The sequence below is a fragment of the Pseudomonadota bacterium genome, assembly GCA_008501635.1.
GTDB lineage: Bacteria > Pseudomonadota > Gammaproteobacteria > QQUJ01 > QQUJ01 > QQUJ01.
Genome location: QQUJ01000010.1, coordinates 520242 through 538941, shown reverse-complemented (window position 1 = coordinate 538941; position 18700 = coordinate 520242). Strand labels below are relative to the sequence as shown.

At 60.5% G+C, this 18700-nt stretch carries 18 protein-coding genes; 10 read left to right on the top strand and 8 right to left on the bottom strand.

Translation table 11 applies throughout. The annotated features are described in order from the left end of the window. Positions 1-49: 49 nt before the first annotated feature. A complete protein-coding gene (locus tag DWQ09_04990; protein ID KAA3629597.1) occupies positions 50-1168 on the bottom strand; it encodes a DegT/DnrJ/EryC1/StrS family aminotransferase in 1119 nt (372 codons plus the stop codon). Beyond that, the gene (locus DWQ09_04985) at positions 1165-2103 is read right to left on the bottom strand and encodes a gfo/Idh/MocA family oxidoreductase (protein ID KAA3629596.1); all 939 of its coding nucleotides are present in this window, start codon (positions 2101-2103) and stop codon (positions 1165-1167) included. The genes DWQ09_04990 and DWQ09_04985 overlap by 4 nt, the downstream gene beginning before the upstream one ends. A gap of 257 nt (positions 2104-2360) precedes the next feature. Here DWQ09_04985 and DWQ09_04980 point away from each other — a divergent pair, with 257 nt between their 5' ends. From DWQ09_04980 to DWQ09_04950, 7 genes are all read left to right on the top strand, one after another. Next, complete coding sequence (locus tag DWQ09_04980) at positions 2361-2819, top strand: universal stress protein (GenBank protein KAA3629595.1); 459 nt, start codon at positions 2361-2363, stop codon at positions 2817-2819. 76 nt (positions 2820-2895) lie between these two features. Continuing rightward, positions 2896-3195, top strand: coding sequence for a competence protein ComFB (locus tag DWQ09_04975; GenBank protein ID KAA3629594.1), 300 nt, complete (start codon positions 2896-2898; stop codon positions 3193-3195). A gap of 98 nt (positions 3196-3293) precedes the next feature. Further along, on the top strand, positions 3294-4271 hold the full coding sequence (gene glk, locus DWQ09_04970) for a glucokinase (protein ID KAA3629593.1): 978 nt from the start codon (positions 3294-3296) through the stop codon (positions 4269-4271). Between the two features lie 208 nt (positions 4272-4479). Further along, the gene (locus DWQ09_04965) at positions 4480-5316 is read left to right on the top strand and encodes a symmetrical bis(5'-nucleosyl)-tetraphosphatase (GenBank protein KAA3629592.1); all 837 of its coding nucleotides are present in this window, start codon (positions 4480-4482) and stop codon (positions 5314-5316) included. Positions 5317-5570: 254 nt separating this feature from the next. Next, positions 5571-5978 carry a hypothetical protein gene (locus tag DWQ09_04960; protein KAA3629591.1) on the top strand — a complete coding sequence of 136 codons (408 nt, stop codon included), beginning with the start codon at positions 5571-5573 and terminating at the stop codon, positions 5976-5978. 24 nt (positions 5979-6002) lie between these two features. Then, positions 6003-6479 (top strand): hypothetical protein, encoded by a 477-nt coding sequence (locus DWQ09_04955; protein KAA3629590.1) that lies wholly within the window; start codon positions 6003-6005, stop codon positions 6477-6479. Between the two features lie 853 nt (positions 6480-7332). Next, entirely contained in the window at positions 7333-7791 is a 459-nt protein-coding gene (locus DWQ09_04950; protein KAA3629589.1) for a hypothetical protein, read from the top strand. Positions 7792-7896: 105 nt separating this feature from the next. Here the strand turns inward: DWQ09_04950 and DWQ09_04945 are convergent, their stop codons facing one another. The 4 genes from DWQ09_04945 to DWQ09_04930 all read right to left on the bottom strand — a co-directional run bounded on the left by DWQ09_04945 (position 7897) and on the right by DWQ09_04930 (position 11424). Continuing rightward, positions 7897-8394 (bottom strand): type 3 dihydrofolate reductase, encoded by a 498-nt coding sequence (locus DWQ09_04945; protein KAA3629588.1) that lies wholly within the window; start codon positions 8392-8394, stop codon positions 7897-7899. Continuing rightward, positions 8391-9224: a thymidylate synthase gene (locus DWQ09_04940; GenBank protein KAA3629587.1), complete on the bottom strand. Its 834-nt coding sequence runs from the start codon at positions 9222-9224 to the stop codon at positions 8391-8393. The genes DWQ09_04945 and DWQ09_04940 overlap by 4 nt, the downstream gene beginning before the upstream one ends. Before the next feature lie 86 nt (positions 9225-9310). Further along, a complete protein-coding gene (locus DWQ09_04935) occupies positions 9311-10102 on the bottom strand; it encodes a prolipoprotein diacylglyceryl transferase (GenBank protein ID KAA3629586.1) in 792 nt (263 codons plus the stop codon). A 98-nt stretch (positions 10103-10200) separates the two neighbouring features. After that, positions 10201-11424 carry a class I SAM-dependent rRNA methyltransferase gene (locus DWQ09_04930; protein ID KAA3629585.1) on the bottom strand — a complete coding sequence of 408 codons (1224 nt, stop codon included), beginning with the start codon at positions 11422-11424 and terminating at the stop codon, positions 10201-10203. A 274-nt stretch (positions 11425-11698) separates the two neighbouring features. Here DWQ09_04930 and DWQ09_04925 point away from each other — a divergent pair, with 274 nt between their 5' ends. Together DWQ09_04925 and DWQ09_04920 are read left to right on the top strand one after the other, a co-directional pair. Next, the gene (locus DWQ09_04925; protein ID KAA3629584.1) at positions 11699-13762 is read left to right on the top strand and encodes a thioredoxin domain-containing protein; all 2064 of its coding nucleotides are present in this window, start codon (positions 11699-11701) and stop codon (positions 13760-13762) included. A gap of 169 nt (positions 13763-13931) precedes the next feature. Then, positions 13932-14969, top strand: a complete 1038-nt coding sequence (locus tag DWQ09_04920) for a sensor domain-containing diguanylate cyclase (GenBank protein KAA3629583.1) — start codon at positions 13932-13934, stop codon at positions 14967-14969. A gap of 43 nt (positions 14970-15012) precedes the next feature. On the opposite strand, the gene DWQ09_04915 is transcribed toward DWQ09_04920, so the two are convergent. Both DWQ09_04915 and DWQ09_04910 read right to left on the bottom strand, forming a co-directional pair. Then, the gene (locus DWQ09_04915; GenBank protein ID KAA3629582.1) at positions 15013-16416 is read right to left on the bottom strand and encodes an HD domain-containing protein; all 1404 of its coding nucleotides are present in this window, start codon (positions 16414-16416) and stop codon (positions 15013-15015) included. Next, a complete protein-coding gene (locus DWQ09_04910) occupies positions 16413-17597 on the bottom strand; it encodes a DNA polymerase IV (protein KAA3629581.1) in 1185 nt (394 codons plus the stop codon). The genes DWQ09_04915 and DWQ09_04910 overlap by 4 nt, the downstream gene beginning before the upstream one ends. Before the next feature lie 432 nt (positions 17598-18029). Between DWQ09_04910 and DWQ09_04905 the strand changes: the two genes are divergently transcribed. Further along, complete coding sequence (locus tag DWQ09_04905) at positions 18030-18647, top strand: cytochrome C (protein KAA3629859.1); 618 nt, start codon at positions 18030-18032, stop codon at positions 18645-18647. The last annotated feature ends 53 nt before the right edge of the window (positions 18648-18700 follow it).

Here is an 18700-nt window from a genome sequence, read left to right as displayed (position 1 = left end):
CTGCCGGACTCACGCTTTGCTGCGTCACCCGGCATCTGTGGCAATACAGTTACGCGCTGAAGAACGCCGTGACCACTTCACAAACCCGATCGATCTGCCCGATCTGCAAATCGGGAAAGATCGGCAGCGACAGCGTCTCGGTGCAGATCTGCTCGACCACCGGCAGATCACCCGCCTTACCACCCAAATGAGCGTAGACCGCCTGCTGGTGCATCGGCAACGGGTAGCACTGCGCGGTGGGAACCCCGTTGTCTCCCAGGTGCCTGCGCAGTGCATCGCGGCGACCGCCCGGCACGCGCAGAGTATAGAGATTGAAAGCGTGACGACCGTTGGCCGGTATCTGCGGCACCATCAGATCGAGTGCGCCGAGGCGTTCCGTGTAGGCGGCCGCCACTGCATTACGGCGCGCGACCGCCTGCTCGATAGTGCGCAGCTTGATGCGCAGCAACGCTGCCTGGACCTCATCGAGCCGGCTGTTGTAGCCCAACTCATCGTGCATGAACGGCGCGCTCGCACCGTGATTGCGCAGCTTCAACAACGCCTCGCGCACCTCCACGCGGTCAGTAAAGATCATCCCGCCATCGCCGTAGCCACCCAAAACCTTGGTCGGGTAGAAACTGGTGCCGCCGGTGTCCCCGATGCTGCCCACCTTGTTGCCGGTGTGTTCGGCGCCGAAGGCCTGGGCCAGATCTTCCACCACCACCAGATTGTGCTGCTCGGCCAATGCCTTGACCCCCGTCATATCGCAGGGGTGACCGAAGATATGCACGGGTAAGACACCCTTGGTGCGGGGCGTGATCTTCGCTTCGATGCTGGCGGGGTGAATGTTGAAACTGACCGGATCGATATCGGCAAAAACCGGCGTCGCTCCAACCATCGAAATCGCCTCGGCGCTGGCAAAGAAGGTAAAGGGCGACGTGATCACTTCGTCGCCGGGACCGACGCCGAGCGCACGCAGCGACAGGATCAGGGCGTCGGTGCCATTGGCAACCGCGATCGCGTGCCGCACGCCTACGTAGGCTGCAATCTCTTCCTCCAGGGCACTGACATTGGGCCCCAGAATCCAGCGTCCCGTGCCACCGGTCTCGGCAATGAGGTTGAACCACTCCTCCTTCAGACCGGCGAATTCGCCACTGAGATCCAGGTAGGGAACGGGTTGGGTGCTCATTGCTCGATCTTCTCCTTCACTTCCATTGCGACACGCAGGGCCTCGAGACCGGTCGCGCCATCGACCAGTGGTTTACCGCCTTTGCGAATGGTTTGCACAAAATCAGCCAGTTCGGCGTCGAGCGGCTGGCAAGGTTCGATCTCGACCTTCTCGCGCACGATCTCCGGCCACTCCTGATCGGCATCGGAACGCAGGGTTTTCACCGAATCGATCTGCTGATCGATGAAATTGAGCGCTTCGTAATTGTTCTCCTCGAATATTCGAATACGTCGCAACCGCTTGTGCGATACCCGGCTGGCGGTGACATTGGCCACGCAGCCGTTTTCAAACTCCAGGCGTGCATTGGCGATATCGACGTGATTGGTGAGTACCGGCAGCCCGGTCGCGGAGATATGACGCAGCGGCGCGCCCACCAGCGAGAGGATGATATCGATATCGTGGATCATCAGATCGGTGACCACATCCACATCGGTGGCGCGTGCCACAAATTCGCCGATGCGGTGCGCCTCGATGAAGCGCGGATTCTTGATGCGCGACGCCAGCTTCATGACACCGGCGTTGTAACGCTCCAGATGACCGATCTGCAGCACCGCGCCTCCCTGTTCGGCGAGCCGGATGATCTCCGCTCCCTGTTCCAGAGTCGAGGCGATCGGCTTTTCCAGCAGCATGTGGATGCCGCGTTCGAGAAACGGGCGTGCAACCTCCAGATGGTAGACCGTAGGCACCACGATGCTTACCGCGTCGATGCCATCGAGCAGCGCCGCGGTTTCGGTGTAGGCTTTGCACCCGCACTCCCTGGCCACCGCCTCGGCGGCAGCGGGATCGGTGTCCACCACGCCGATCAATTCCACGTTCGGCATGCGAGCGTAGATTCGCGCATGGATCTTGCCGAGATAACCCACTCCTACCACACCGACTCGCATCTTATCGGTCATCGCTATTCCACTGGCTGATCAGAGTTCGTTCATTGGGGTGCTGCAGGTGCGTCGACGGCGCGGAAAAGGCCGGCAGCGGACGATGGCAACCTCGCGGCGTAGCGCTACACCACTGGTCCTCGACGGGGGCAATTCGGTGACCGGTGACACAAGAGTTCCAACTGCGTTAAAGTCACCCTCAATGGGTGCGTGATTACAACATATATGCCTGATCTAATAAACCATTCAGGTCACTCTTGGAACGCGGAGAAGCAGTCATGAGCATCTACAAGCACCTCCTGCTGGCACTCGATTTTTCGCCAGAGAGCGCCTACATCGGTCAGCGCGCCAAACAGCTGGCCGATCAGTGCGGCGCGAGCGTCGTACTGATCCACGTCGTGGAGCACGTGCCGCTCGACCTCTCGAACGATCTGATCCTGGCTCAGCCCGTCGATATCGACAGTGAGCTGATCGAAGATGCCCGTGGCAAATTGGCCGAACTCGCCGACACCCTGGGCCTGGCCGCCGCTGAACAGCGGGTGGAGCTGGGCGCCACCAAGAACGAGATCCTGCGAGTCGCTGAAGAGGCGGCCGCCGACCTGATCGTGGTCGGCAGTCACGGTCGGCACGGCTTGGCGCTGCTCATGGGCTCCACCGCCAACGCCGTGCTGCACGGCGCCAAGTGCGATGTGCTGGCGATTCGTGTACCCACCGAGGGGGTACAGGGCAACGACTGACCGCCGATAGAGCCTTTAGGGATCCACCCGCACTGTCGCCAGCGCACCGTGGGACGGTTTGCAGAAGGAGGCCGCCATGGCCCTGTTCGAAGCGTGTCACAACTACTACGAACACCTCGTCTACGAGCACATTCATGAGACGTTGATGGATAGCGGCAAACGCCACGACCCGCAATTTCTCGAGGATGTTGCCTGTGTCGCCCTCAACCAGCTGCCAGCCCGCTATGTGCGCGAAGATGTGGATACCGGATTCTTTCTCAGCGAAGGCGAACTGGAACGCATGGAGATCCTGGTCAATGACGCCGTCCAACACGCCGTAGAGACCGTTCGCGGCCATCCGCTAGGCCCGCATGCCGATGCCGAATCCGCTTCCTGAGCGACCGCGGCGCATATCTCTAATCGGTGGTGCCGGTCATTTCCCGGCTTTGATCTGCTACCCTTGACACCCATTCACACTGACCTTATCGAGCGCTCATGAATTTTCTCGCTGGGGACATCGGCGGCACAACCTCACGTCTCTGGTTGGGCGGGTGGCACGACAAATCGCTGCAAACGGCCGAAGAGCGCTACTACAGCAACGAGGCGTTCGAAAACTTCGGCAACCTTCTCGACACCTTTCTGAAAGAGACCGGCGTCCACTTACCCCTGCAACGTGCCTGCCTGGCGGTCGCCGGACCGATCCGCCACGAGAACGGCGGCACCGTCGCCCGGCTCACCAACTGCCCGTGGGAGATCGTCGCCGACGACATCGCCCTGCAGCTGGGCGCCACCCCCACCCGGCTCATCAACGATTTCGAAGCCATAGGCTGGGGCGTGCGTGCATTGGCGGACGACGCCTACGAGACGATCCAGGCCGGGCACCCCGACCGCAAGGGTCCGCGTGCGGTACTGGGTGCGGGCACCGGGCTCGGCACCGTGCTGGCGATCCCCCACGACAAGCATTGGCACGTATTGCCCTCGGAAGGTGGGCATGTCGATTTCGGGCCGGGCGAGGCGCTCGATCTTCCGTTGCTCGAGGCACTGTGGAAACAGTTTGGCCACGCCTCCTGGGAGCGCGCGGTCTCCGGACCGGGCTTGCTCTTCGTCTATCGCTGGTTGTGTATGCAGCAAGGTACAACCCCGACATTGAAAGACCCGGGTGCCGTCAGCAGCGCCGCCCTGGACAACGCCGATCTTGTCGCGGTCGATGCGCTGACACGCATGTGTCGGCTTTATGGGGCGCAGGCGGGCAACCTCGCTCTGACAACGCTACCGCGAGGCGGACTCTATCTGGCCGGGGGTATCGCCGCGCAAGTGCTCAAAGGCTCGTTTCGCCACGCCTTCGTACGCGGCTTTCTCGATAAGGGTCGGTTGAGCCAACTCATGGAAACCATTCCGATCTACCTCATCACCACGCCGCGAATCGGTCTGCTCGGCGCGGCCTTCTGCGCCGCGGGCCAAGCCGGTCGGTAACCCTCGACGCCTCATCAGGTTGCGAACCCGCTGAAACTGTTTTTTCCCGATTCCCAGGAACCCATTGTTTTCTCGCAGAGACGCACGGAGCGCAATGGAAAACCCGTCTTTTAGCAGCGATGACCCATAGATTGATCGACCCAAGTACCGGACACCCCGGTGAACGACCGTTATACTCCCCGGCTTTCAACGGGGACTGAGAGTAACCATGGCCATCTATGCCATCGGCGATGTCCAGGGCTGTTACGACGAGCTGCTGCACCTGCTCGACCACATCCACTTCGATCCGGGCGCCGACACCCTGTGGTTCACCGGCGATCTGGTCAATCGCGGCCCGAACTCTCTGGAGGTACTGCGCTTCGTGCGCGGGCTCGGCGACAGTGCGGTAACCGTACTCGGCAACCACGACCTGCACCTGCTGGCGATCGCCAGCGGCACGCGGCCACCGCGCAAGAAGGACACCTTCGAGGCAATTCTTCACGCCGACGACCGCACGGAACTGCTCATCTGGCTGCGCAATCGCCCGCTGCTGCATTGGGATCAAGCCTTGGGCTGGGCGATGATCCACGCCGGGCTCCCACCGCAATGGAGCCTGAAAAAGGCCGCCGCCTGCGCAGCCGAACTGGAGAGCGTGCTGCGCGGGGCCAAACACCGGGACTTCTTCACCCACATGTATGGCGACGGCCCAGCAGTGTGGGATGAGAAACTCAAAGGGGTGAAGCGTCTGCGCTTTATCACCAACTGCCTGACACGCTTGCGCTACTGCGATCGCAAGGGCCGGCTGGCACTCGACGCCAAAGGCCCCCCCGGTACCCAGTCACCGAAGACGATGCCGTGGTTCGCCGTACCGGAGCGCGCCAGCGAGGAACAGCGCATCGTCTTCGGCCACTGGTCGACGCTGGGTTTCCATAACGAGCGCGACGCGCACAGCCTGGATACAGGATGTATCTGGGGGGGGCAGCTCACCGCGCTGCGCATCGACAGCGATGACTTGGAACGGCATAGCATCGATTGCGCGCAAGGCTGCAGGCCGGGTACACCATAGAGGTGTTTTTCTTGGAATTACAATTACCCCTGCTGGGCATCCATTTTTTGCACATAAACTACAGTAGAAGCGGTTTGTATAATGCACCGTGAGGAATACAGATACTTGGTTGCCGATAAATAGAACCTTTCCAGTTCTTTTATGAGCCAAACCGTTTGGAAACATGAAATTTCTTGTGGGCGAATCGTTAAAGCAACCTGCAAAATGCACTCGAGTTTCATAATAGGAACACCAATAAAGGAGGGATCTGTTAAATGTCGACAATAGTTAAGATATTGTTCGCACTGTCTGTTTTGACAATTGGCAACGGCTGCGTTGTTCCACAAGCAGTTCCTACGACAGAAGCAAACTCCCCACTGACTCATGGAAATGTACAACTAACACTGAAAAAAGGTGTAACCACACAGCAAGAAGTTTTGGAAAAATTTGGCGCTCCAAACATTGTTACTCACGATTCCGCTGGGCAAGAAGTATGGACCTACCAACGACACGCAACTGTAGCCCAATCGAACTCATCAAGCACCTACGCCACAATAATTCTCTTTGGAGGTTCAAGCCGTTCTTCTGGATTCGAACAATCGCAAAAAACTATGACGCTGATCATCAAGTTTGACGCCAACAAGATGGTGTCAGATTTCAAGAGCATGTACTCGTCATTCTAATTTAGGCTCAAGGAGGGGTAAGAAATGTTCAAAACACAGATTTTAGTTGGTTTGCATATAGGGCTTATGACTCTGTTGCTAGGATGCGCAACTGTAGCTCCTACAAAAAGCGGACTAGAACTTCAAGCTATACAGTCAAAATCATTCGACGCCGACAAAGCAACCGCATTCGCATCTGTCCTGACGGTATTTCAAGATCTAGGGTACATTGTCGAATCGGCGGATAAGGATACTGGATTTATAACTGCCAAAAGTCCGACAAAATCTGGTTTTATGCTTTTTGTTGGGCCAACACGCACATTTACTAAAGCAACAGCGTTCATAGAGTCGCATGGCGATATGAATTCACGTATCAGATTAAATTTCGTTGAGTCCAGAACTGCATCTGGTGCGTATGGGCAGCAACACGGAGAGGACTCTGCAATAGACGATGCTAAAATATATGAAAATGCTTTCGCGAAAATTCGGGAAGCTATATTCATAAGAAATGCTACCAAGTAGATTCTACGCAACGCACACGATCCCAATTGTCGGATGTATTTACTTCAACTGGGATCTAGCCTCATATCTTGAGCCGCCGAGCGCGGCAGCATCTTCTATGCCGATGAAGCGCCGGGCAAGTGCGTCGTCAAGACCTCCACCGAAGTGGAGAAGGAACTCTCCTTTATCCTCGAAGCCGGCGAAACCAAATACGTCAAAACTTCGGTCTCGCTCGGTTTCATGGTGGGGCGCATCCAGCCCGAACCGGTTAACCCCGAGCAGGGAGCCAACGAGATATCAGAGCTGCACTATACCGGCGGTCCCAAACCGTAAGCCTGCTGTCCATCGCAAAGGGCCCCGTAGAACGGGGCTCTTCGCCCGTCCTCACCCATCGATTCACTGCTCGCGTAATCCGCATCGCCATCGAAAGCGCCCGTAGTCAGCTCAATTCAAAACACAGGATGCGGGCCCTTTAGGTTCGCCCTGCGTTCTTGAATGCTCTTGGATTCCGGGATTGGGAGCGTCTATCCTTTTTAAGGAACTTCTGATTAAGTCTGTTTGGATGAGAGTGTTGTTCAGAAGCACCGAGCTCAAGGCGAAAAGTGCAGGTAATAGCCCGCTATTGCCAAGCTTTCCAACACCGAAATCGTCGCTTCCGGGCAACAGAATCACTGAACACGACTTGATCAGAGGTTCCTTGATATTCGCTCAGATGAACACCTCGGTCGTGATTGTTGCCCTGGTTTCAGAGGTCGGGCCTGTGCAATTTTCTCGGCATGGCCAGGTTGCCGGCGGAGATAGTTGAACCCGCGCATCCCTGTCCACGACTAGTTGATTACTGGTTTATCGCGCGCAAACAGAGAAGGAGGAGTCGATGAAGCGAATGGCATTCATGATGGTACTGGTCACCGGATTGGTCTTCCCTCCGGGGGCTTCCAAGGCCATCGCCGCGGAATCCTATCCATTGGTCTGTCGCGGTGGCGGCGCAATGACGACGAGTTACACAATTTGGCGTGGAGGGGAACAGGCGTTTCGCATCCGCTTCGCCAAGGCACGGCAGGGGGCTGGCGCCCGTCAACCTGCCCCGGGTGAATGCGCCTGGGTGGATCGCCCGCTAAACAATAACGAACCGGCCTATCTGGAGTTCTATACCGAACGGGGTTTTCGGGGCATCGATCTGGAGATGCAAGGCAGTAACCTCGTGGCGAAAAGCTACGGTCACGAGGTTGTCCGCTACCTGTCTCAGGCAATTGGCAAGCAGCAGCTTTTTTACGTTCGTGCGTTTAATGAAAGAGGTAAAAATCGACTCCGCATCACTCGCACTGGTCCGTAGTATAGCGGTCAACCAACAGCTGTCGAGTGGAAAACCTGCCACAGCCCGACCGTTGCGCTTCGAACTTGAATTTACCTCCATTACTCGTGCTCGCGTTGCTACGCCTTAACTTGCTGCGATGCGCTCCAGCACCACAAAGGCATAGGGGCAGGGATTGCGTTCGTCCGGCGCGTGGTCGTCGCGTTCGACCTCGCGCCACTCGCTGGCGCTCCATTGGGGAAACCATGCATCACCCTGGAACTCGGCATCGATGAAGGTGAGGTATAAACGATCCGCTTGTGGCAACAGTTGCGCATAGAAACTGGCACCGCCGATCACCATCGCCTCCTCGACATCGGCAACAGCCGCGAGCGCGGACTCGATGGAGTGCACCACTTCGCAGCCGGGTGCGGTGTAACCGGCGTCGCGGGTGATGACGATGTTGCGTCGACCCGGCAATGGCTTGCCGATGGATTCGTAGGTGAGGCGCCCCATGAGTATCGGTTTGCCCATCGTTATTGTCTTGAAGTGCTGCAGATCGGCGGGCAGATGCCACGGCAGTTGATTGTCGTGACCGATGACCCGTCCCCGGCTCATCGCCGCGATGAGCGACAGTGTCGTCATACTGCCACCGCCGCCTTGATGTGGGGATGGCTCTGATAACCCACCAGCTCGAAATCGTCGTAGGTGAAGTCGAACAGCGAGGTGATCGCCGGATTGAGCTTCATGGTGGGCAGCGGATAGGGCGTGCGACCCAACTGTTCGCGGGCCTGTTCCAAGTGGTTGTTGTAGAGATGGGCATCGCCGAAGGTATGGATGAACTCGCCCGGCTGGAGTCCGGTGACCTGCGCCATCATCAGCGTCAGCAGCGCGTAGCTGGCGATGTTGAACGGCACACCGAGAAAGGTATCGGCGCTGCGCTGGTAGAGCTGGCAGGAGAGCCGGCCCTCGGCGACGTAGAACTGGAAAAAGCTGTGACACGCGGCCAGCGCCATGCGCCCGTTGCGCACGTTCTCCTGCGGGCTCACCGACTCGTCGGGCAGATCCGCCACGTTCCACGCCGAGACGATGATGCGGCGGCTGTTGGGATTGGTCTTCAGGGTCTCCACCACTTCGCTGATCTGGTCGATGTGGCGGCCGTCGGGCGCCGGCCACGAGCGCCACTGGTAACCGTATAGCGGGCCCAAACCACCCTGCTCGTCGGCCCACTCGTCCCAGATGCTGACGCCGTTCTCTTTGAGGTAAGCGATATTGGTATCACCCTGCAGGAACCACAGCAGTTCGTGGAGGATGGAGCGCAGGTGCAGTTTCTTGGTGGTCACCAGCGGGAAACCCTGCGCCAGATCGAAGCGCATCTGATGGCCGAACACGCTCAGGGTGCCGGTGCCCGTGCGGTCGCCCTTCTGCACGCCGGTCTCCATGATGCGGCGCATGAGATCGAGGTATTGCTGCATGATTCAGTGCCTTCCGGTACAAATAACCTAAACATCCAACGCGGAGACGCAAAGACGCGTAGGCGTTGGACTTTGTATTTGTGATCTCACACCACGGCCCGCTCCCGCCGATAGGCCAGCGCCAGCAACACCACGCCAACCAGGATCAGCGGCAGCGACAGCAACTGCCCCATGGTCACCCAGCCGAACGCGAGGTAGCCGAGGTGCGCGTCGGGCTCGCGCACGAACTCGACGGCAAAGCGAAACACGCCGTAGCCCAACGCGAACAATCCCGAGGCCGCCATGGTCGGGCGCGGTTTGGTGGTGAAGAGCCAGACGACGGCGAACAGCACCAGGCCCTCCAACGCCGCTTCGTAGAGCTGCGACGGATGACGTGGCACACCCAACGCATCGTGGGGAAAGACCACGCCCCAACCGCCACCGGTGGGTCCGCCCCACAGCTCGCCGTTAATGAAATTGCCCAGCCGCCCCGCTCCCAATCCCAGCGGCACCAGCGGAGCGATGAAATCCACGACCTGCCAGAAACCTTTCCGATGCCGACGCCCATAGAGCCAGGCCGCAATCAGTGCGCCGATCAAGCCGCCGTGAAAGGACATGCCGCCGCGCCAGATGTAGAAGATCTCCAGCGGATTATCGAGAAACGCGGCGAGATTGTAGAAGAGGGTGTAACCCAGGCGCCCGCCCAACACCGCGCCGAGTGCAAAGTAGAAGACCAGATCGCCGATCTGCTCGGGTTTCCACCCCGATCCGGGCTTGGCTGCCCGCACTCGGCCCAGCCACCACCCCAGGGCGAAGGCCACCAGGTACATCACGCCGTACCAGTGCACCTTGAGCGGACCGAGTTGAATCAGAACGGGATCGAGATCGTGGTAGTACATGGGTGCCATAGTGTACCTGTAGGAGCGAATTTATTCGCGATCTGCAGCCCGATTCGCCCACGGCATTCGCGGTTGAAACCGCTCCTACTAGCAGTTCCTCACCACGCGCCCGGCAGCACGCGGGCGAGCACTGCCTTGAGATAGGCGGTCTCGCGAATCGCCGGGTGGATGGGGTGATCGGGCGCCTGATAACCGTGTTCCAGCACCTGCAGGCCGCGATCGAGATGCCGCGCGCCGCGCAGCATCAACTCGACCAGTTTGTCGCGTTCCAGATGGTAGGAGCAGGAGGCCGAGAACAGCAGTCCGCCAGGCTCGATCAACTGCAGAGCCGCCTGGTTGAGGCGCCGGTAGGCCTCCTCCCCCGCCTTCTGATCCTTGCGGCGTTTGATGAACGCCGGCGGATCGAGCACGACGATATCGAAGCGCTGCTGTTCGTGACGCAGGTGCGCGAGCACATCGAAGGCGTCGCCCTTGAGGAACTCGCAGCGCTCCACCACACCGTTGCGCTCGGCGTTGTCGCCGGCCAGTTCCAGTGCCGCCTGCGAGGCATCGACGCAAATCACCTGTCGGGCGCCGGCCACCGCTGCCTGGATGCCCCACCCGCCCGCATAACTGAACAGATCCAGCACCCGCGCCCCTTGCGCATGACGCGCCAGGCGCGCCCGGTTCTCGCGATGGTCAAAGAACCAGCCGGTCTTCTGGCCGGTACCGGGATCGGTTTGAAAGCGGCACCCGTTCTCCTGCACCTCCACCTGCGCCGGGAAATCCCCCAGTGCTGTCTGTACATAACGATCCAGCCCTTCCAGTTCGCGGATGGCGCTGTCGTTGCGCCATAAAAGGGCGGTGGGTTTGATCACCTGGGTCAGCGCCTCGACCACGGCGTCGCGCGCACGCTCCATGCCTGCGGTGGTGATCTGCGCCACCAGATGGTCGCCAAAGCGATCCACCACCAGCCCCGGCAGGCCGTCTGATTCGCCGAACACCAGGCGGTGGAAAGGCTCCGGGTAGTAGCGCTGACGCAGCGCCAAGGCGGTCTCCAGCCGCTCGGCGATCAGCACGGTATCCAGTGTCCGTTGCGGATCGCGACTTATCAAGCGAGCGCTGATCAGTGAGTGAGGATTCACATAACCGCTTCCCACCGGCTTGCCGTTGGCTGCCTCTATGAGCACCGGGTCGCCGGGCTGAAACCCCTTCAGCGGCGTTTTCTCGATATCCACCTCGTTGCTGAACACCCAGCAATGTCCCGCGCGCAGGCGGCGCTCTTCGCCGCGCTTGAGACTCAGGGTAGGCAGGGCAGCGGATTTCGGTTTCTTGGCGGTCATGGGGTGGGTCCGGGCAGGTCGTCGGCGCACAGCTTACGGGTTCAAGGGGGAAAGGCAAGGATTGAACCCTTATCGCGCCAGAACGCAGGGCGGCACAGAGCGGGCCGCGTCACTTGCAGACCTCTTCCAGAGGCATGACACACTCTACATACTGGTTGCTTTGGCGATCTTTGCGTCTTGACGCGAGACTCAGCGCAATTCAGGCGGCTTGAACTCCCCTCATCAACGCCTAAGCTGTTAACCTAGTTAAACACTCAACTTTATCGATGCCCTTATGACCACGCATAGCCCCAACCGCCTCGCTCGGGAGACCAGCCCCTACCTGCTGCAACATGCCGATAACCCGGTCGATTGGTACGCCTGGAACGACGAGGCGTTGCAGAAGGCCCGTGACGAGGACAAACCGATCCTGCTGTCGGTCGGCTACTCGGCCTGCCACTGGTGCCACGTGATGGCCCACGAATCCTTCGAGGACCCCGAGATCGCAGAGCTGATGAACGAGCACTTCGTCAATATCAAGGTCGATCGCGAAGAGCGCCCCGATCTGGACAAGATCTACCAGCTTGCGCATCAACTGCTCACCCAGCGCCCCGGCGGCTGGCCGCTCACTATCTTCATGAGCCCCACCGACCACACCCCCTTCTACGCCGGCACCTACCTCCCGAAAACACCGCGCTACGGCATGGCAAGCTTCCCCGAAGTGATCCATGGCGTGGCGGGCTTCTATCGCGAACACCGCGACGAGGTCGAGAAACAGAACGCCTCGGTGCGCCAGGTGCTGACCAGCCTGCACCGCCAGCACACCCCCGCGCAAGTGATCGATGCCGCACCACTGACGCAGACGCGCAGCGAGTTGGAGCAGAGTTACGACGAGGTGCAGGGCGGCTTCGGCGGCGCCCCCAAGTTCCCGCAGCCCACGGCGCTGGAGCGCCTGCTGGAGCACTGGGCCGAGTCACGCACCAGCGGCCAGCCCGACCTGCACGCCCTCGCCATGGTCACCCACACCCTCACTCGCATGGCACTCGGCGGACTGCAGGATCAACTGGGCGGCGGCTTCTACCGCTACTCAGTGGACGAGCGCTGGATGATCCCGCACTTCGAAAAGATGCTCTACGACAACGGCCCGCTGCTGCACCTCTACGCCTGCGCCGCGCAAGCTACGGGCGATCCCCTGTTCGCGGACACCGCGCACGGCATCGGCGCATGGGCGCTGCGCGAGATGCGCTCGCCGGAGGGGGCCTTCTACGCCACGCTGGATGCCGACTCCGAGAGCCACGAAGGGCTCTTCTACGTCTGGACCCACGAGGCGCTGCGCGACATTCTCGACGACGATCACTACGCACTCGCCATCACCGCCTGGGGGCTGGACCAGAAGGCCAACTTCGAAGGGCGCTGGCACCTCTTCGTCGCGGCGTCTCCTGCGGAGCTGGCCGCCAGGTTTGCGTTACCCGAGGAGACGATCGTCCAGCGGCTGGCCGCCGCGCGTGACCGCCTCTTCCAGGCCCGCGAAACGCGGGTGCGTCCGCACCGCGACGAGAAGATCCTCACCGGTTGGAACGGGCTGATGATCAAGGGCCTGGCAAGCGCCGGGCGGCGTCTCGGCGAGCCGCACCTTGTCGACGCTGCGAATCGAGCGCTGGCCTTCATCCGCGAGCACTTGTGGCACGAGGCAAGACTGCTGGCCGGTTGCAAGGATGGCCGTGCTTCCCTCCCCGCCTACCTCGACGACTACGCCTTCCTCCTCGATGGGATCCTCGAACTGCTGCAGGCACGCTGGCGCAGCGAGGATCTCGAATTCGCCGTCCAGCTCGCCGACGCGCTGTTGGCGCACTTCGAAGACCCCGAACAAGGCGGATTCTTCTTCACTGCTGACGACCACGAAGCGCTGCTCTACCGCCCCAAACCTTATGGCGACGACGCCACGCCGGCGGGCAACGGCATCGCTGCCCATGCGCTGCAGCGTCTCGGACACCTGCTGGGTGACCCGCGCTACATCGCCGCCGCCGAGCGCACCCTCAAGGCCGCCGCTCAGGCCATGGAGCAGGCGCCCTCTTGGCACAACGCTTTGTTGCGCGCCCTTGCCGAGGAGCTGGTGCCACCGCAGTTGGTGATCCTGGTGGGTGACGAGGAGACGCTCGGTGACTGGTTGAAGCACTGTACCGCCGGCTACCAACCCCACCGCATGGTGTTCACCCTGTCCGGGGCCGCGGCGGAGGTGCCACCCGCCCTGCAGCACTATCGCCGCGTCTTCGAACCAATCACCGCCTATGTCTGCAACGGAACACAATGCTCGGCCCCCGTGGGCGATCTGGAGGAGTTCGCCAGACTGCTCGGGTAGGCATCAGTAGCATCGGCTGGGCAATCACGTAGAACCTTGGGATGAACTGCGTTCTTCACCATTCACTTTAGACTCATATGGTTTATCATCGCTGTTGCTGTTCTAATGTGTCACGTTTCAACGCAGAGGTGATCGTACCCCTGCAATCAAGCCTACGGCTTCATCGAGCATGGTTTGGGCGAAGCGCATGTTTCATTGGACTAGTGATGGCATCGATATCCGCGCCCTGCGTTGGATCAGCCTGACCGGCCTGGTAATAGTCGCACCATTTGCCATCATCCATGGCTTACGGGGTGAATGGCTGCTGCTCGCCAGTACCGGCGGGTTCACGTTGGTCTTGATTGTCGTCGCCTGGCAGGTCTGGAAGCCCGCGGGACGGATCGCGCCGAACACCCTCCTGGCCGGAGTCGCCCTCGCGAACATCTCAACGGTCATCGCCGCGATACAAGTGCCTGGCGGAGGCATCTATTGGTGCTTCGCCGCGACGGGTGGGAATGGTTTCGTACTTGGACCCCGGGTCGGTCTTATCTTCAACAGCACGCTGGGTCTCGCAATGCTCGCCACGGTCTCCACCTCGGCGGAGACGGGCGAACTCGTTCGTTTTGGCGCCAGCTTCATATTGCTCAGCACCTTTGTGTATATCTTTTCGATGCGCGTCCATCAGAAGCAGCACGAACTTCAGCGGCTGACTCAGATTGATCCTCTAACCGGTGTGGGCAATCGCCGTTCGTTGGAAAAGGCGTTGCAGAGCGAACTCGCCAAGGCGCGGCGTTACGGCTACACCGCGTCGCTGGTCAGTATCGATCTGGACCACTTCAAGGCGATCAACGATACCCACGGCCATGCGATGGGCGATCGCTTTCTGATCGATTTCGCGCACATGGTCGAAAACCGGGTACGGGATTCAGACCTTGTGTTCCGCATGGGCGGCGAAGAGTTTTTGATACTTGCGCCCGCGACAAGTGCCGCGGGCGCATACGAACTGGCGGAGGACCTGCGCACCGGCATGCCCTCGACCCCCCTAGCCGAACTGACAGGTCACACGTTCTCCGCCGGGATATCCGAATTGCGGCTGGACGATACTGCGGCTGGCTGGCTGAGTCGCGCCGACCAAGCCTTGTACCGCGCCAAAGAGAGCGGGCGCAACCGGGTGACTATGAATCTCCCGTCAGACAATACCAGTGCTGCGGCCCTTGGAAACGCGTAATCCCAGCACGCTGTCACACCCATCCACCCCGCGCTGAATACGCCTAATCACTGTCTGCCGTCATAGTATCGGCGGTAGGTATGGCCGCGGGCGCGCGGTCCAGGGCACTGGCTGCCTGCAGCCAACCGCGAATCGCATCATCAACCTCCATTTGCGGCCAGCGGCGTTCGACCTCGTGGACGACGGCACTCACTTGGTAGCTGAGCTCGCCGACCAGGTGTTCCATCTCCGCCAGTCCCGCTGCATCGTCGCCTAAAAGAGCGACCGTATCGACAGTGGACTCGGAACTCAACCCGATGCGGCTGGCCAGTTGGCGCAGCGCATCAAGCTGTTCGGCGACGAAATTGGCAGTCGGCGTGCTCGGCCAGTTTGCCGGCAGCTGAAGTACGCCACCCAACGTGGCAAGATGCGACCGCAGAGCATCGGCGGTGATGGCATGATCGGCACTCTCGCCGTCGGATTGACCGCACCCCTGACGCAAGATCACCTCGATAAAGGGCGTTACCCGCTCCTGTCCGAAGCGTTCCATATTGAGTTTGAGCATTGCCGCCATGCGTTGCGGATCGGGGCGCGAGCGGGTGCGCTCGAGCATGACCACCACCAGTTCGGTCACCGCCAACATCAATCCCATGGAGTTAACCGCTGCACCGCGCAGGCCGCGAGGGTAGCCGCTGCCATCGAGCCGCTCATGATGATCCAGCACCGCCGAACTGATGCGGGGATGGTATTGAGAAAAAGACTTGAGAATCAAATACGCGACGTAGGGATGAGTATAGATTTGCCGGCGCTCGGCCTGCGAGAGCGGACGGGGGGCGGCAAACAGCTGCGGATCGATGTGCAGCTCGCCAAGATCGTGGAACAGCCCTGCGCTGGCAAGCTCCACCAGTTCGCCGTCGCCCAGGCCCAGATGATCCCCGAGAAACACGCTGGCCAATGCCACGCGCAACAGATGTTTGAACTTTTCCGGCGCCCGTTCGTGGCAGACGGTGAGTTTGAACGAGAGCGCCTCGTTGAGCGCCACCGCGCCCAGCACCCGCATTGGCTCCTGATGCGGCGTCATTTCTATGATCTGCGCCAGGCAGGGTTCGCGATCCAACAGTGACTTGGCCTCGTGCAGCAGTGTCGTGACGGTTACCGGATTATCGACATTCAGCGAACTGTCCAGCGGCTTGAGCAGCTTGTGGCGTACCAGCTTGTCATAGAGTTCACGGTTGATCGACGCGCCGGCCCGCACCAGCCGCATGCCGTCAGCATTCTCGATATGCTCGCTGGCCATCACTGTTCGCCGGTCGCCCAGAGCGGTGACCTGACGCACATAGTGGGCATCGTCGGGAAGTGTTTCTGCCAGCTTCTCCATCGCCTCCCCTTGCCTCTGCCCGTGCTCGTTTGGGTCTCCCCCCAATCTCAAGGATATCCGTAGATTGCGGCACTTCGCCATCCCCTTCATGCCTTGGGGTCGCGGCCGCGCCGCGCCGCGCCCTTGCCGAATCTGCCGCGGATGGCATCCACCACGCCGTCGAGTTGACTGTCGCGCCGGCGCTGCTCCTCAGCGAACAGGTCGGCCTGCTGCAGGTCACTTGCATCGAATCCGCTGACGCCGACACCGAGGAGTCGCACCGGCGGGCGCGGTACCGGGAGACGCGTGCGAAACAGGGTGCCCGCGGCGGCAATGATCTCGCGGCTGATGTCGGTCGGTTGCGCAAGCGTATGGGTGCGGGTCAACGTCGTAAAATCGGCGAAGCGGACCTTGATCTGAATCGTACGCCCAGCGAGCCCGGCGCGGCGCAGCCGCCACCCCACCTGCTCGGCGAGTTGCTGCAGCCAGGTATGGAGCACGGTGTCGTCGGTGAGGTCTTCGTTGAAGGTGGTTTCGTTGGAGATCGACTTGGCCTCGCTCTCCGGCACCACCGGCCGGTCGTCCTGACCGCGGGCAAGCAATCCCAGATGGCGCCCATGGCGGCCAAACAGGTGCTCTACGGCATCCAATGACAGGCGGCGCAGTTGAGCGATGGTGCAGATGGCGTGACGCTCCAGCTCACGCTGCATCGCCGGACCCACTCCCCACAGGCGCGAAACCGGCAGCGGATCGAGGAAATCGGTGACCTCTTCGGCTTTGATGATGCGCAAGCCGTCGGGTTTGTCGATATCGCTGGCGATCTTGGCGAGAAACTTGTTGGGCGCCACTCCCACCGAGGCGACCAGGCCAGTCTCGGCGCGGATCTCCTTTTTGAGCCGGACCCCGATGCCAGGCGCCGGGCCGAACAGCGTTTGACTGCCCGTCACGTCGAGAAACGCTTCGTCCAGAGAGAGGGGTTCCACCAGCGGCGTAAAGCGCTCGAAGATGTCGCGTATCTGTGCCGACATCTCTTCGTAGCGGCTCATGCGCGGCGGCAGGATCACCGCTGCCGGGCACAGGCGCACCGCCCGCGACATGGGCATCGCGGAGCGCACTCCATACCGGCGCGCGACATAGCTCGCCGCCGCCACGACCCCGCGCGCCTCGGGTCGGCCGCCGACCACCACCGGCATGCCGGCGAGGCTGGGATCGTCGAGCACCTCCACGGATGCATAGAACGCATCCATATCCACGTGCAGGATGGCACGCCCAGGCCAGGCCGCGTGATCCACATTCGGGTTGCTGTCAGTCACTGCAAACCAGCACTTTGAGAAAGGCACCGTGCCCCACGGTAACTATCCTACGACGATGTGGCGGGCGAGTGTAACAACAGGCGCCGCCCCTCTGCGTCCCCTTTCAACCACCGCGCTCATCTACCAACGCAGCGCATCGGTGGGAACTGTCCCCAGACCTGGGATACGGGGCCCCATGGCACAACCTGCGCCACTTCTCGCTCAGCCAACCGTAGATCCGGCCTCAGCTTTCTGGGGCTGTACCCCCTCAGAACGGGGCGTTTTAACCAACACCACAAACGTCTACAATCACGAGCCATTTTTTCAAACATTTCTCAGAGATGGATTGTCGCCGTGAATAGCCGTTACATCGCATCCTTACCGCTACTCTTCTCGCTGCTGGTTCCGTTTCCGCTCCACGCCGCCCCCACCATGGATTTCACCAACGCCGACATGCTCAACGGTGAGGAGATCAACGAGGTCTGTGCGGGTTGCCACGGGGCCCTGGGCGAGGGAGGCAAGGAGGGCACGTATCCGCGCTTGGCCGGATTGCCGGCAGCTTACATCGCCAAGGAGATGTTGCGCTTTCGTGACCGCTCGCGTCCAAACATGCCGATGGCGGAGCACGTTGACCATCGTCAGATGCCCGACAACGACATCCGCGACATCTCCGCGTTCCTGGCAAATATCCAGCTGCTCTCCCAGCTACCACCTCTCAAGGAGGGCGAGGAGTTCGATGCCCACGAACGGCTGCAGCTCACCAAACGCTTTCTGAATATCGCCCGCGTCGAAGGCGATCATGAATCCGGACGCAAGATCTACAACAAAGAGTGCAAATCGTGCCATGGCAAGGATGGCGAAGGGAAAGAGAGTCAAGCGGTTCCGATGCTGGCAGGACAGTACACGACCTACCTTGAGCGCAGCATCAAGAAGTACATCGAAAAGATTCGCATTCACGATGAGCACGCACCGGAGGAGAAGTTTCTCTCCCTGTTCACGCCCCAGGAGTTGAGCGATGTGCTTGCCTACCTGTCCACCGTCGACGACTGATTAGCCGCAAAAAAAAGGCACCGCGTCACCGCGGTGCCTTTGCTGGGCCCAGG